A 14,030-nucleotide genomic window follows, 5' to 3' on the forward strand; every position below is an offset into this window, starting at 1 on the left:
CCGTCCGGCAGCGGGCCGGCAAAACCGGTAGAATAGTTTTTGGATTTTTGATAAATACGCGCTGGCAGGCCGTTCGGCATGCTTGCCTGGCATAACCGGCTTGCACTCGAACCAGCCAGAAACGAAACCAGAGGATCACAGTGGCAACCACTAACGACATCAAGAACGGAACCGTCCTTAAGCTTGAGGGCCAGCTCTGGAACATCATTGAGTTCCAGCATGTGAAGCCCGGCAAGGGCGGCGCGTTCGTGCGCACCAAGATGCGCAACGTGATGTCCGGCAAGGTCGTCGACAAGACCTTCAACGCCGGACTCAAGATCGAGACCGCCACGGTTGACCGCCGCGACTACCAGTACCTGTACCAGGACGGCCCCGACTTCGTGTTCATGGACACGAGCGACTTCGACCAGCTCACTGTTTCCGGTGCGACCGTGGGCGACGCCACCAACTTCATGCTCGAGAACCAGATGGTCAACATCGCCATCCACGAGGGCAACCCGCTCTACATCGAGCTTCCCCCGAGCGTCGTCCTCGAAATCACCTACACGGAGCCGGGCCTGCAGGGCGACCGCTCCTCGGCAGGCACCAAGCCCGCCACGCTCCAAACCGGCTACGAGATCCAGGTGCCACTGTTCGTCGAGAACAACACCAAGGTCAAGGTCGACACCCGTGACGGCAGCTACCTCGGCCGGGTCAACGACTAGTGAGTGCACGCGGTAAGGCCCGTAACCGGGCCCTGGATGTTCTCTTCGAGGCGGAGCAGCGCTCCGTGTCGGCGTTCGATGTATTAAAGGCCCGTCGCGAGCAGACGGACCAAATCGTTAACCCGTACACCCTCGAAATCGTCGAAGGCGTTGTCTCCCACCAGACCGCGATCGACGAGTTCCTGGAAACCTATTCGCAGGGCTGGACCCTGGAGCGGATGCCCTCGGTGGACCGCACCATCCTGCGGATCGGAACCTGGGAATTGCTTTACAACGACGACGTCCCGGACGGCGTTGCCGTCAGCGAGGCCGTTGCACTGGCTAAGACCCTTTCCACGGACGAGTCGCCGTCGTTCATCAACGGCCTGCTGGGCCGGCTGCAGCAGCTGAAACCCTCGCTGCTGGCGTAAGCCATGCGCATTACCCGAGAGCCCCGTTCAGGTCATCCTGGACGGGGCTCTTTCCTTTGTCCGGGCCGGTTGGCGCCGTTAGCGCAGGACGGAGGTCCGGAGAGCGACGACGTCGGCCAGCTGCTGCTGTTCGTCGATTTGGTGGGCGCGCACGTCCCGGCCGCTGAGGATCCGCTGCCGGGTGAAGGCGAGCTGTGTGGTGGCATGAAGGAAGGCCTTCATCTGCGGACCCCGACCGATGGACTTGGCCCAGCGCAGCGCCGAACGGCGGCCGCCGGCGGTGGCCAGCAGGTCCACCTCGGCCGCGGTGAACCAGCCGGCGGCCGCATATTCCCGGAGCCGCTGGCGGGTCAGCCTGTTCTCCGCGACCCGCAGCAGCACAATGACAAGTAGCGTCAGCAGGAAGATCGGCACCTGGATCAGGACGTACCGCGCCACGAAATCCTGGCCCATCGAGTTCCAGCCGCCGTGCAGCAGAATCGCGGGGATCAGGCCAACGGCAAAGGCGGCGACTAACAGCCCGGTGCTCCCGCGCCGGGCGGCGAAGCCCATGATGAGCCCCGTCGTTCCGGTGAAGATGGCGTGCGCGAAGGGCGACATCACCCCGCGGAGGAAGAACACAACGGCGAGGTCCGTGCCGGGGTCGCTGGACTCGGCGATGGCGCGGCCGAAGTAGAGGATGTTCTCGGTGAACGCGAAGCCACCCGCAATAGTGAAGGCGAACACCACGCCGTCGACCGGCCCATCGAAGTGCTTACGGGCGAACAGTACGAGCAGCAGCAGTCCGAGCGACTTGGCGAATTCCTCGACCACCGGAGCTTGGACTGTCACGGCGAAGGTCTGGTAGTCCAGGCCGGATACGGGACCCGCGGCCAGCGCGAAATAGGGCTGGATCAGCATCGTCACCGAAATGGAGACGATGGCTCCCCAGACGAAGGCGAAGAGCAGCAGCCGGCGGGGTTCGGGTTCCCAGCGGTCGATGACGTGGACGGCGAGCATGACTGCTGCCAGGGGCAGCAGTGAGGCCACGAAGCCGACAACGAACCCCGTGACGCCGGTGTTGGCCAGGAGGAAGGGGAGAACCAGGAACAGGCTGGCGAAGCCGAGTACCCCGCCGGCCACTACGAGTCCGAGCACCCCGGGCGAGCCGCGGCGGCTAACCGGGAGCACCGGAGCCACGACGGGGTGAAGGCGGCCCTGGTGGCTGGCCGGCGCCTGCCGGTAGTGCTGCTCCGGGACCTGCCCCATCCAGCTCGGGTTGGCCTGCTGCCCGGGCGCCGGGTGGCCCGGCCCCGGACGGCCTGGTCCCGGATCGTAGCTCGTCATGGACAAGAGCCTAAGGGATTTCCGAGGCATCGGGGGTGAGAGGTCCAAACGAGCTGGTCAGGCACTGTTTTGGCGGGTTCTGGGCGTCTGAGACTCCTCGTTTGGGCGCCCCACGTGGTGAGGTTGAATCTCGGTGGGCTGGTCCTGGGCTGGTCCTGGGCTGGTCCTGGGCTGGTCCTGGGTGGGGGTGGCCCCGGTCATCCTTATCCACGCCGGTCCAACTACATGCGGCAACGAGGGACACAGGCCTCGTCCGCGCCCAGCCCGGGGCGGCTTCATGAGCACTAGTTTGTCTATCTGGAACACGGGAATCGCCCCATGATCGCGAACGTTGCGATCGCCCGCAAACTGGAAGGCTGATGCTGGCCACGGATCCTGCCGAAGGACTCACGGGGTTGTTGACCGAGCCGACGAAAAGCGGTCCGTCGCGATCAGCTCCACCCTGCCCCGGATCGGATTCGACAGACCCAAGCCCACAAACCCTCGCCACAGCCACAGCCACAGCCAAAGTCGACAGGCTCCCACATGGCCGTGCTGAACGGCCTGCAACTGATCGATCAGATACCGTGGTTCAGCGCGGCCGCGAAGAGTTCCGGGAAGGGGTCGTCGAGGTGTGCTGGCCGCCCTGGGGCGTCGGTGTCTGCGGCGGGCCAGGGGTGCCCGGCCGTGAACTGGTGCCAGTCCGGGAGGGGGTCCGGGGGCGGGCCTTGGTCCGGGAGCGTGTCCGGGCCTGTGTCTATGTCTGTGTCTGTGTCCGCGTCCGTGTCTGTGGCCGGGAGGTGGTGTGGCCAGTGGGGTGGTTCCCAGTCCTGGTGTTCGCTGGGGTAGTGCCGTCCTGACGGTGAGGTCCAGCCGGGCGGGTGGTCTTTGCTGGCTCCGGTGGGTGTCCAGGCGGAGCCGTGTTTAAGCCGGTGGTGTCTGGGGCAGGTTTGGCCGAGGTTGGAGATGCCGGTGGTGCCGCCGTCGGCCCAGGCCAGGAGGTGGTCTGCTTCGTTGTCCAGGGAGTGGTTGTTGCAGCCGGGGAAGGGGCATTTGCCGTCGCGGAGGCGGAGCCATTGACGCTGGGCTTTCGTGAGGCGGTAGTTGGTGCGTCCGATTTCCAGGGGTGCGCCGTCCCGGGGGTCGGTCAGGACGCGGTGGAAGGAGCCGGCGCCGTCGGCGATCAGGCGGCGGGCCATGGAGGCCGGGATGGGACCGTATCCGTCCAGGACGGCCGGTTCGTCGGTGGCGCCGAGGAGGGACAGGACCGGGACGGTGATCAGGACCTGCGCCCTGGGGGAGGGGACACGCCCGGCCATGCCGGTGCCGGCCGTTCCGCTGGTGAGGAGCCAGATGGCGGTGATGTCGGCGCGGAGTTGGGTGAGGGTGCGGGCCTCGTGGGGGTTTTGGAGGGCGCGGGCGGCGGCGGTGGTCCGGTCCCAGATTCCTGCGGCGGTATCGGCCGGGAGGTAGGCCGAGAGCCAGGCCATGCCGTCCCGGTCCGGGACGAATTCGACCCGCCGGTCTTCGGCGCTTGTGGTGTGGCGTTCTTCGATGCTGGCCGGGTGGTGGCGTTCGCGCCAGGTGCGTGCTTTGGCCCGGAACCGGCCCGCCACGAGGTCTCCGGCCGGGCATCCGCGGGCGGGGTCCGGTGCTCCGGGGTCCAGGAAGTGTGCTTCCAGTGCGGCCGCCCCGGCCGCGTCCAGGGTGCTGGTTTCCTCGATGATGATCCGGGCGTGGGCCCAGGAGATCGTCCCGGCCTGCAGGGCTCCCAGGGTCAGCGTCAGTCCCGTGACCAGGGCCTGGCAGCCGGCCAGGAGGGCTCGGGAGGTTCGTTCGCTGACGGTCTGGACACAGGCGACCTCGGCGGTCAGGGCCATCTCCTGCATGGTGTGTTCCTGCGGGGACGCTCCCGGTGGTGCCAGGGCCCTGGTGGCCTGCACGTAGTCCGCGGCGAGCCGGACCTTCAGCGCGGCGGTCCGGGCCTCCAGCCGGGCCACCTCGGCGAGACCGTCCAGGCAACTATCGGCCAGATCCCGCAGCGGATCGGCGTCGGGCGGATCGGCGTCGGCCAGATCCCGCAGCGGATCGGCGTCGGGCGGATCGACGTCCCGCAGCGGGACGGCGCCTGGCGGATCCGAGTGGTCAGCGGCGGCGCCGGTGAGGCCAGCCAGCACGGCAGCGGACGCCGCGACGGCCGCCAGGGCTGCCCTGCTGTCCGCGCTCCACGCTGTCCTGCTATCCATACCCCAATTACATCAGGACGCACTGACAATTAGCGGCTGTGCTGCGGCAGGTGGTCCTCTCCCGCGGTTTCGCTCCCGCCGCGGCCGGATGTCCATGTCCGCCGTCCCGGGCGGCGCGGCCGGGACGCGAAACGCGCGGCTCCGCGACGGCTCCGCTACGGTTCCGCGGCGGGTCCGCGGCGGCCCCTGTGGTAATTTGGGAGCGCAAACAATCCTTTTTTAATTCCGTCCCGTGAGGCGGGGAAAGGGGAGACGAGCGTTGACTTCTGTTCCAGAAGCACCGGTTCCGGCCAAGGTTGTACTCACCCGAGTGGTACTCAACCAGGCGGATATCGACCGTGCACTCACTCGTATCGCCCATGAAATTCTCGAGTCCAACAAGGGCTCCCAGGACCTGGTCCTGCTGGGTATCCCGCGGCGGGGCTACCCGCTCGCCGTCCGGCTTGCTGCCAAGATTGCCGCCGCCGATCCCACCGTGGACCCGGCCGCGATCGTCGGCCAACTGGATGTGACGATGTTCCGTGACGACCTTTCCCACCAGGCCCTGCGCCCGCCCTACCCCACTCAGCTGCCGCGCACCGGCATCGACAACAAAGTCGTTGTGCTGATCGACGACGTCCTGTACTCCGGCCGGACCATCCGGGCCGCCCTCGATGCGATCATCGACCTCGGCCGGCCGCGCATCGTCCGCCTCGCCGTGCTGATCGACCGCGGTCACCGGGAACTGCCCATCCGTGCGGACCACGTCGGCAAGAACCTCCCCACCTCCTCCTCAGAGAAAGTCCGGGTCCGGCTCGAGGAAACCGACTCCGCCGACGGGGTGCCCGTCAACGAAGTGGTTATCGAGGCCACCGTATGAAACACCTGCTCTCCACCGAAGACCTGAGCCTGTCCAACGCCATCCGCATCCTCGACACCGCTGAGGAAATGGCCGCCGTGGGGGAGCGCGAGGTCAAAAAGCTTCCTACGCTGCGCGGCCGCACCGTCGTCAACCTGTTCTTCGAGGACTCAACCCGCACCCGGATCTCGTTCGAGGCCGCCGCCAAACGGCTCTCCGCGGACGTCATCAACTTCGCCGCGAAGGGCTCCTCCGTCTCCAAAGGCGAGTCCCTCAAGGACACGGCCCAGACGCTCGCCGCCATGGGGGCGGACGCCGTTGTCATCCGGCACTGGGCCTCCGGCGCCCCGCACCGGCTCGCCGCCACCGACTGGATCGACGCCGCCGTCATCAATGCCGGCGACGGCACCCACGAACACCCAACCCAGGCGCTGCTGGACGCGTTCACGATGCGCCGGCACTGGTCGAAGCTGGCCGGTACGCCGTCCGCCGGGGCCGACCTCACGGGGATGCGCGTCGTGATGGCCGGGGACGTGCTGCACTCACGGGTGGCCCGGTCCAACGTCTGGCTGCTGCGTACCCTGGGTGCCGAAGTCACGCTCGTGGCGCCTCCCACGCTGCTGCCTGTCGGCGTCGAAAAGTGGCCCTGCACCGTCAGCTACGACCTTGACGAAACCCTCGCCAGGGGCGTGGACGCGATGATGATGCTCCGTGTGCAGGGGGAACGGATGAACGCTTCCTTCTTCCCGACCACGCGTGAATATTCGCGCCGCTGGGGCTTCGACGATAACCGGCTCCGCGCCCTCGACCGACTGGGCCTCAAGGACACGATCATCATGCACCCGGGCCCGATGAACCGGGGCCTGGAGATCTCCTCCGCAGCCGCGGATTCGCCCCGCTCCACCGTGCTCGCACAGGTCCGCAACGGCGTCTCCATCCGGATGGCAGCCCTCTACCTGCTGCTCTCCGGGGACAACCGCGAACCCGCCGGCAACGCGCATTCGTCATACACCAACTCCGCCAACGTCACCAAGGAGAGCCACTGATGGCATCACAGCAACAGGACGCCGGCGCCGGTGCCTACCTGATCCGCGGCGCAGCCATCCTCGGCGGAGCCCCCGAAGATCTCCTGATCCGTGACGGCCTTATCGCCGAACGCGGACAGAACCTCGCAGCCGACGGCGCCACCGTCATCGAGGCCGCCGGCCTCGTGGCCCTGCCCGGCATGGTGGACATCCACACCCACCTGCGCGAACCCGGCCGCGAAGACGCCGAAACGGTCGAGACCGGCACCCGCGCCGCGGCCCTGGGCGGCTACACCGCCGTGCACGCGATGGCCAACAGCACCCCGGTGGCAGACACCGCCGGCGTCGTCGAACAGGTCCTGACCCTCGGCCGTGCCGCCGGCTGGGTGGACGTCCGCCCGGTGGGCGCCGTCACCGTCGGCCTCGCGGGGGAGCGGCTCGCCGAACTCGGCGCGATGGCCGATTCCCGCGCCCGGGTAAGGGTCTTCTCCGACGACGGCATCTGTGTCCACGATCCCGTGCTCATGCGCCGCGCACTCGAATACGTCAAGGCGTTCGACGGCGTCGTGGCCCAGCACGCGCAGGAACCCCGGCTCACGGCCGGCGCCCAGATGAACGAGGGCGAAGTCTCCGCCGTCCTTGGCCTCACCGGCTGGCCCGCCGTCGCCGAGGAAAGCATCATCGCCCGCGACGTCCTCCTGGCCCAGCACGTCGGGTCCCGGCTGCACGTCTGCCACGTTTCAACCGCAGGCTCGGTGGAAATCGTGCGCTGGGCCAAGTCCCGCGGCGTCAACGTCACGGCCGAGGTCACCCCGCACCATCTCTGGCTCACCGACGAGCTGGCCCGCAGCTACGACCCGGTGTACAAGGTCAACCCGCCGCTGCGCACCGAAGCCGATGTCCGGGCTCTCCGCTCAGCGCTGGCCGACGGCACCATCGACGTCGTCGGCACGGACCACGCCCCGCATCCGAGCGAACACAAGGAATGCGAGTGGGCGCAGGCCGCGATGGGCATGACAGGGCTGGAAACGGCGCTCTCCGTGGTGCAGCACACCATGATCGAAACCGGGCTGATGGACTGGGCGGACTTCGCCCGCGTCACCTCCACCGCCCCGGCCGCCATCGGCCGGCTGGAGGACCAGGGCCGCCCGCTCGAGACCGGCGAACCAGCCAACGTCATACTCGTGGACCCCGCTGCGCGCTGGACCGTGGATCCTTCTAAGATGGCAACCATGGGCCGTAACTCTCCGTTTGCCGGCCGGGAACTGCCCGGCAAGGTCGTGGCGACGTTCTTCAAGGGCCACCCGACCGTCCTCGACGGTAAGCTCAACACCCCGTACCGGTATCCGGCAGACCTGCCAGACGCCACACCGGCGGGCCGGAACTGATGGACAAGCTGCCCTTCTTCCTGCTGATGCTGGCCCTTGCAGGCGGCATTTTCGCCTTGCTGGCGGTCGGCTGGCGGAACCGCCTGCGCCGGCAGGCCGACGTCGGCCCGCTGCCCGGGGTTCCCGCCGGACTCGGTGCCCCGCTGGCAGCCGCCGACGGCCAGTACGTCGCCTCCACCACCGCCGGCGACTGGCTGGACCGCATCGCCGTCCACAACCTGGGCATCCGCACCAACGCCGAACTCAGCGTCCACCCCGAAGGTGTGCTCTTCGACCGCTCCGGCGCGGCCCCGGTGTTCATCCCGGCCGCACGGCTCACCGGCGTGCGCCAGGAAAGTGGCATGGCCGGCAAATTCGTCGAAAAGGACGGACTGCTGGTCGTCAGCTGGATGCTCGGCGCCCGCGAACTGGACTCCGGGTTCCGCACCCGGCACGCCGAAGACAAGACCACCCTCCTCAACGCGCTGCAGGAATTGATCCCCGCGGCCCCCCAGGCCAATGCCGATAGTGGAAAGTAACAACGTGACGGACCCGAACCAAATGACATCAAACGCAGCAGCATCCACCCCGGCAGCCCTTGTGCTCGAGGACGGCCGGATCTTCCGCGGCACCAGTTACGGCGCTACCGGCACCGCCCTTGGCGAGGCCGTGTTCGCGACCGGTATGACCGGCTACCAGGAAACCATCACGGATCCCTCCTACGCCCGCCAGCTCGTAGTCCAGACGGCGCCGCACATCGGCAACACCGGCGTCAACAAGGACGACGCCGAGTCCCGGCGCATCTGGGTGGCCGGCTACATCGTCCGCGACGCCGCCCGCCGCCCGTCCAACTGGCGCTCGGAGCGTTCTTTGGATGAGGAGCTCATCGAACAGGGCATCGTCGGCATCCAGGGCGTCGACACCCGCGCCATCACCCGCCACCTGCGCGAACACAAGACCATGCGCGCCGGGATCTTCTCCGGCGACGCGGTCCGCGCCACGGACAAGGAACTCGTGGACACCGTCCTGGCGAGTGCTCCGATGGAAGGCGCCCGCCTGGCCGAGGAAGTCAGCGTGGAGACGGCCTACACGGTGGAGCCGAAGGACTGGGGCTGGGACGGCGAGCCGCGGTTCAGCATCGCCGCGATCGACTTGGGCATCAAGCGGATGACCCCGATCCGCTTCGCCGAACGCGGCGTCCGCGTGCACGTGCTGCCCGCCACCGCGACCCTGGCCGACGTCCAGGCGGTCAAGCCTGACGGCTTCTTTATGTCCAACGGCCCGGGCGACCCCGCCACCGCCGACAACCAGGTCACGCTGCTCCGCTCGGTCCTCGACGAGAAGATCCCGTACTTCGGCATCTGCTTCGGCAACCAGATCCTGGGCCGGGCCCTGGGCTTCGGCACCTACAAGCTGCGCTACGGCCACCGCGGCATCAACCAGCCCGTGATGGACCGCCGCACCGGCAAGGTGGAAATCACCTCGCAGAACCACGGCTTCGCGGTCGACGCACCGCTCGACGGCGCCACGCAGGCCCCGGAACAGCGCTTCGGCCGCGTCGAGGTCAGCCACGTGAGCCTCAACGACGACGTCGTCGAAGGCCTGTCCTGCCTGGACATCCCGGCCTTCTCGGTGCAGTACCACCCCGAGGCCGCCTCCGGCCCGCACGATGCCGCCTACCTCTTTGACCGCTTCATCGAGTTGATGGCGGACACGAAGGGCGCAGCCGCTGCTGCCTCCGGCACCAAGACTTCCACCGACTCCAAGACTGAGGACAAGAAGTAATGCCCAAGAGAACTGACCTTAAGAGTGTCCTGGTCATCGGTTCCGGCCCGATCGTGATCGGCCAGGCGGCCGAATTCGACTACTCCGGCACCCAGGCACTGCGCGTCCTCAAGGAGGAAGGCCTCCGCGTCATCCTCGTCAACTCCAACCCGGCCACCATCATGACCGACCCGGAGTTCGCCGATGCCACCTACATCGAGCCGATCACCCCCGAGGTGGTCGAGAAAATCATCGCCAAGGAACGCCCCGACGCGCTCCTGCCCACCCTGGGCGGCCAGACCGCGCTCAACACCGCTATCGCGCTGGACAAGAACGGCGTGCTGGAGAAGTACAACGTGGAGCTGATCGGCGCCAACATCGCAGCGATCGAGCTCGGCGAGGACCGCGAAAAGTTCAAGGGCGTCGTCGAACGCTGCGGCGCCGAATCGGCCCGCAGCCACATCATCCACAGCATTGACGACGCCCTGACCGCGGCCGAGGACCTGGGCTACCCGATGGTGGTCCGGCCCTCCTTTACCATGGGCGGCCTCGGCTCCGGACTGGCCTACGACGAAAACGACCTCCGCCGCATCGTCGGCCAGGGCCTGCAGTACAGCCCCACGTCCGAGGTGCTGCTCGAAGAGAGCATTCTCGGCTGGAAGGAGTACGAGCTTGAAATGATGCGCGACAAGAACGACAACGTCGTCGTCGTCTGCTCCATCGAGAACTTCGACCCCGTCGGCGTCCACACCGGCGACTCCATCACCGTCGCACCTGCCCTGACCCTCACGGACCGCGAATACCAGCGCCTGCGCGACATTTCCATCGCCGTCATCCGCGAAGTCGGCGTCGACACCGGCGGCTGCAACATCCAGTTCGCCGTCGAGCCGGACACCGGCCGCGTAATCGTGATCGAGATGAACCCGCGTGTCTCCCGCTCCTCTGCCCTCGCCTCCAAGGCCACGGGCTTCGCGATCGCCAAGATCGCCACCAAGCTCTCCCTGGGTTACACCCTGGACGAGATCCCGAACGACATCACCCAGAAGACCCCGGCCTCCTTCGAGCCGACGCTGGACTACGTCGTGGTGAAGGTCCCGCGTTTCGCCTTCGAGAAGTTCCCGGCGGCGGACCCCACGCTGACCACCACGATGAAGTCGGTGGGCGAGGCCATGGCGATGGGCCGCAACTTCACCGAGGCCCTGCAGAAGGCCCTGCGGTCCCTCGAACAGAAGGGCTCCCAGCTGGACTTCAGCCACGTCCCGGAATGGGAAGTCCCGGAGCTGATCGAGAAGTCAAAGCGGCCCACCACGGACCGCCTGCACCAGGTCCAACGTGCCCTGCTCGGCGGCGCCACCATCGAGCAGCTCTTCGAAGCCACCAAAATCGATCCCTGGTACCTCGACCAGCTCCAGCTGCTGAACGAGATCTCACTCGAAATCCGCAAGGCCGCCGCCCTGACCCCGGAGATGCTCAAACGCGCCAAGCGCCACGGCTTCTCCGACGAGCAGATCGGTGCCCTGACGCACAACTCCGAGGACGTCGTCCGCGGCGTACGGCAGGCCCTCGGCATCCGCCCGGTCTACAAGACCGTGGACACCTGTGCCGCCGAATTCGCCGCCTACACCCCCTACCACTACTCCTCCTACGACGAGGAGGACGAGGTGGCGCTGCACGCCAAACCGTCCATCATCATCCTCGGATCCGGTCCCAACCGGATCGGCCAGGGCATCGAATTCGACTACTCCTGCGTCCACGCCTCGATGGCGCTGCGCAAGGCCGGCTACGAAACCGTGATGGTCAACTGCAACCCGGAAACCGTCTCCACCGACTACGACGTCTCCACCCGGCTGTACTTCGAGCCGCTCACGCTCGAGGACGTGCTCGAGGTCATCGCGGCCGAAGAGCGCACCGGCGGCGTGATGGGCGTCTTCGTCCAGCTCGGCGGCCAGACCCCGCTCAAACTCGCCCAGCAGCTCGCCGACGCCGGCGTGCCGATCCTCGGCACCTCCCCGGAAGCGATCGACCTCGCCGAGCACCGCGGCGCCTTCTCCCGGGTGCTCGACAGGGCCGGCCTTATCTCGCCGAAAAACGGCACCGCCGTGTCCTTCGACGACGCCAAGAAGATCGCCGACGAAATCGGCTATCCGGTGCTGGTCCGGCCGTCCTACGTGCTCGGCGGCCGCGGCATGGAAATCGTCTACGACGAGCCCAACCTCTCCCGCTACATCGCCAACGCCACCGAGATCACCCCGGACCACCCGGTGCTGATCGACCGCTTCCTCGAGGACGCCGTCGAGATCGACGTCGACGCCCTCTACGACGGCACGGAGATGTACCTCGGCGGCATCATGGAGCACATCGAGGAGGCCGGCATCCACTCCGGCGACTCGGCGTGTGTGCTGCCGCCCATCACCCTCGGCAACAACGTGCTGGACCGGGTCCGGACCGCCACCCTGGCGATCGCCGAGGGCGTGGGTGTCCGCGGCCTGATCAACATCCAGTTCGCCCTGGCCTCCGATGTGCTCTACGTGCTGGAAGCCAACCCGCGGGCCTCCCGCACCGTCCCGTTCGTCTCCAAGGCGACCGGCGTGCAGATGGCCAAGGCCGCAGCCCTGATCGGCACCGGCGTGACCATCAACCAGCTCCGCACCGCCTACAAAATGCTCCCGGCAACCGGCGATGGCTCCACGCTGCCGCTGGACGCACCGGTCTCGGTCAAGGAGGCCGTGCTCCCGTTCAGCCGCTTCCGCACCCCGGAGGGCAAGGTTGTTGATTCGCTGCTTGGGCCGGAGATGCGCTCCACCGGCGAGGTCATGGGCATCGACAAGCACTTCGACACCGCCTTCGCCAAGAGCCAGGCCGCGGCCAACAACGCGTTGCCCACCGAAGGCAAGATTTTCGTCTCGGTGGCCAACCGGGACAAGCGCTCGGTCATCATGGGCGTCAAGCGGCTCTCCGACCTCGGCTTCGAGATCGTCTCCACGGGCGGCACTGCCGACGTGCTGCGCCGCAACGGCATCCAGGCCACCCCGGTCCGCAAGGTCGCCGAGGGTTCCAGCTCCGAAGGGGAAGGCACCATCGCCGACCTCATCATCGCCGGCGAGATCGACATGGTCTTCAACACTCCCTCCGGCGGCGAAGCCCGCAGCGACGGCTACGAACTGCGTGCCGCGGCGACCTCAATCGGCATCCCCTGCATTACGACAGTGGCCGAATTCAACGCCGCCGTCCAGGCCATCGAGGCGCTGCGCACCTACGAATGGTCCGTCACAAGCCTGCAGGAGCACGCCGCCGCACTGGCGGTCTCGCAAAACACAGCATCGCAGGAGCGCGTGGCGCAGGAAGCGAACTCGCATGCCTGAGTCCGAAGCGGCAAGCACGGCCGGCCGGGAGTCGTTCGGCTCCCGGCTTGGCCGGGCCATGACGGACCGCGGTCCGCTGTGCGTCGGGATCGATCCGCACCCGGCGCTGTTGACGGCCTGGGGGTTGAACGACGACGTCGCCGGGCTGGAGCGCTTCTCGCTCACCGTCCTGGCGGCGGTGGGTCCGCTGGCGGCCGCGGTGAAGCCGCAGGTGGCGCTGTACGAGCGGCACGGCTCCGCCGGGATTGCTGTGCTGGAGCGCACCCTGGCCGCCGCCGCGGAAGCCTCGGTGCTGACCATCGCCGATGCCAAGCGCGGCGACATCGGCTCCACCATGGCCGCATACGCGGACGCGTGGCTCCGGGACGGTTCCGCCCTGGCCGCCGACTCGGTGACGCTGAGCCCATACCTGGGCTTCGAATCGCTCAGGCCGGCCCTGGACCTCGCCGCGCAGACCGGGCGCGGCGTGTTCGTCCTCGCGCTGACGTCCAACCCGGAGGGTGCCTCCGTCCAGCACGTCGGCGGCGCGGACTCCGTGGCCCGCCGGATCGTGCAGGCGGCCGCCGCGGAGAACCGCCGCTACGGCGTTGATCAAGACGCCGGGGCGCTCGGCTCCGCCGGCCTCGTCGTCGGCGCCACCGTCGGCTCCGCCCTGGCGGACCTGGACCTGGACCTCGCGGCGGTCCGCGGCCCCATCCTGGCCCCCGGTCTGGGCGCCCAGGGTGCCACGGCCGCCGACCTTCGCCGCACCTTCGGCAGTGCCTACGGCCAGGTGCTCGGCACCTCGAGCCGGGACATTCTCGGCGCAGGGCCGGGGATCCAGGCGCTGCGCGACACGGCCCAGCGGACTCTGGAGGAACTGCGCGCGCCCTGACCTTGGGACAACCTGCGGCTGCGGATCTTGTCCATTGATTTCTCCCTCGTCCAGACGGTAGGTTCAGGACACGTCCACGGCGACTGCCTGGGCGCTGTCCGGCCGAGCCGCCCGACTGATCCGCGATCCGTCTGA

General features: G+C 67.8%; 11 protein-coding genes. 9 read left to right on the top strand and 2 right to left on the bottom strand.

The genetic code is table 11. The features are described 5' to 3' along the window. Positions 1-140 precede the first annotated feature (140 nt). Positions 141-704 carry an elongation factor P gene (gene efp / locus ACZYZE_RS12705; protein ID WP_459319217.1) on the top strand — a complete coding sequence of 188 codons (564 nt, stop codon included), beginning with the start codon at positions 141-143 and terminating at the stop codon, positions 702-704. Further along, the gene (gene nusB, locus ACZYZE_RS12710; RefSeq protein WP_459319218.1) at positions 704-1,114 is read left to right on the top strand and encodes a transcription antitermination factor NusB; all 411 of its coding nucleotides are present in this window, start codon (positions 704-706) and stop codon (positions 1,112-1,114) included. The genes efp and nusB overlap by 1 nt, the downstream gene beginning before the upstream one ends. 78 nt (positions 1,115-1,192) lie before the next feature. On the opposite strand, the gene ACZYZE_RS12715 is transcribed toward nusB, so the two are convergent. Both ACZYZE_RS12715 and ACZYZE_RS12720 read right to left on the bottom strand, forming a co-directional pair. Further along, positions 1,193-2,440, bottom strand: coding sequence for a PrsW family intramembrane metalloprotease (locus ACZYZE_RS12715; protein ID WP_463908018.1), 1,248 nt, complete (start codon positions 2,438-2,440; stop codon positions 1,193-1,195). A gap of 557 nt (positions 2,441-2,997) precedes the next feature. Then, a complete protein-coding gene (locus ACZYZE_RS12720; protein ID WP_463908020.1) occupies positions 2,998-4,665 on the bottom strand; it encodes an HNH endonuclease signature motif containing protein in 1,668 nt (555 codons plus the stop codon). A gap of 259 nt (positions 4,666-4,924) precedes the next feature. Between ACZYZE_RS12720 and pyrR the strand changes: the two genes are divergently transcribed. Genes pyrR through pyrF form a run of 7 tightly spaced genes read left to right on the top strand, consistent with a single transcriptional unit; the run spans position 4,925 to position 13,895 of the window. Then, positions 4,925-5,524 (top strand): bifunctional pyr operon transcriptional regulator/uracil phosphoribosyltransferase PyrR, encoded by a 600-nt coding sequence (gene pyrR, locus ACZYZE_RS12725; RefSeq protein ID WP_459319221.1) that lies wholly within the window; start codon positions 4,925-4,927, stop codon positions 5,522-5,524. Then, the gene (locus ACZYZE_RS12730; RefSeq protein ID WP_459319222.1) at positions 5,521-6,549 is read left to right on the top strand and encodes an aspartate carbamoyltransferase catalytic subunit; all 1,029 of its coding nucleotides are present in this window, start codon (positions 5,521-5,523) and stop codon (positions 6,547-6,549) included. Before pyrR ends, ACZYZE_RS12730 begins: the two co-directional genes overlap by 4 nt. Continuing rightward, positions 6,549-7,916: a dihydroorotase gene (locus ACZYZE_RS12735; RefSeq protein WP_459319223.1), complete on the top strand. Its 1,368-nt coding sequence runs from the start codon at positions 6,549-6,551 to the stop codon at positions 7,914-7,916. Before ACZYZE_RS12730 ends, ACZYZE_RS12735 begins: the two co-directional genes overlap by 1 nt. Further along, on the top strand, positions 7,916-8,434 hold the full coding sequence (locus tag ACZYZE_RS12740; RefSeq protein ID WP_463908023.1) for a PH-like domain-containing protein: 519 nt from the start codon (positions 7,916-7,918) through the stop codon (positions 8,432-8,434). Before ACZYZE_RS12735 ends, ACZYZE_RS12740 begins: the two co-directional genes overlap by 1 nt. Then, positions 8,415-9,680: a glutamine-hydrolyzing carbamoyl-phosphate synthase small subunit gene (carA, locus tag ACZYZE_RS12745; protein ID WP_463908025.1), complete on the top strand. Its 1,266-nt coding sequence runs from the start codon at positions 8,415-8,417 to the stop codon at positions 9,678-9,680. Before ACZYZE_RS12740 ends, carA begins: the two co-directional genes overlap by 20 nt. Further along, the gene (carB, locus tag ACZYZE_RS12750) at positions 9,680-13,021 is read left to right on the top strand and encodes a carbamoyl-phosphate synthase large subunit (RefSeq protein ID WP_463908027.1); all 3,342 of its coding nucleotides are present in this window, start codon (positions 9,680-9,682) and stop codon (positions 13,019-13,021) included. Before carA ends, carB begins: the two co-directional genes overlap by 1 nt. Then, complete coding sequence (gene pyrF, locus ACZYZE_RS12755; RefSeq protein ID WP_459319227.1) at positions 13,014-13,895, top strand: orotidine-5'-phosphate decarboxylase; 882 nt, start codon at positions 13,014-13,016, stop codon at positions 13,893-13,895. Before carB ends, pyrF begins: the two co-directional genes overlap by 8 nt. Positions 13,896-14,030 lie beyond the last annotated feature (135 nt).

The organism is Pseudarthrobacter woesei (assembly GCF_055412745.1).

Bases quoted from the DNA above. Each gene is read 5' to 3' on its own strand.
- ACZYZE_RS12715 (WP_463908018.1), bottom strand. From the start codon at position 2,440: ATGACGAGCTACGATCCGGGACCAGGCCGTCCGGGGCCGGGCCACCCG.
- ACZYZE_RS12720 (WP_463908020.1), bottom strand. From the start codon at position 4,665: ATGGATAGCAGGACAGCGTGGAGCGCGGACAGCAGGGCAGCCCTGGCG.
- ACZYZE_RS12730 (WP_459319222.1), top strand. From the start codon at position 5,521: ATGAAACACCTGCTCTCCACCGAAGACCTGAGCCTGTCCAACGCCATC.
- ACZYZE_RS12735 (WP_459319223.1), top strand. From the start codon at position 6,549: ATGGCATCACAGCAACAGGACGCCGGCGCCGGTGCCTACCTGATCCGC.
- ACZYZE_RS12740 (WP_463908023.1), top strand. From the start codon at position 7,916: ATGGACAAGCTGCCCTTCTTCCTGCTGATGCTGGCCCTTGCAGGCGGC.
- carA (WP_463908025.1), top strand. From the start codon at position 8,415: ATGCCGATAGTGGAAAGTAACAACGTGACGGACCCGAACCAAATGACA.
- carB (WP_463908027.1), top strand. From the start codon at position 9,680: ATGCCCAAGAGAACTGACCTTAAGAGTGTCCTGGTCATCGGTTCCGGC.
- pyrF (WP_459319227.1), top strand. From the start codon at position 13,014: ATGCCTGAGTCCGAAGCGGCAAGCACGGCCGGCCGGGAGTCGTTCGGC.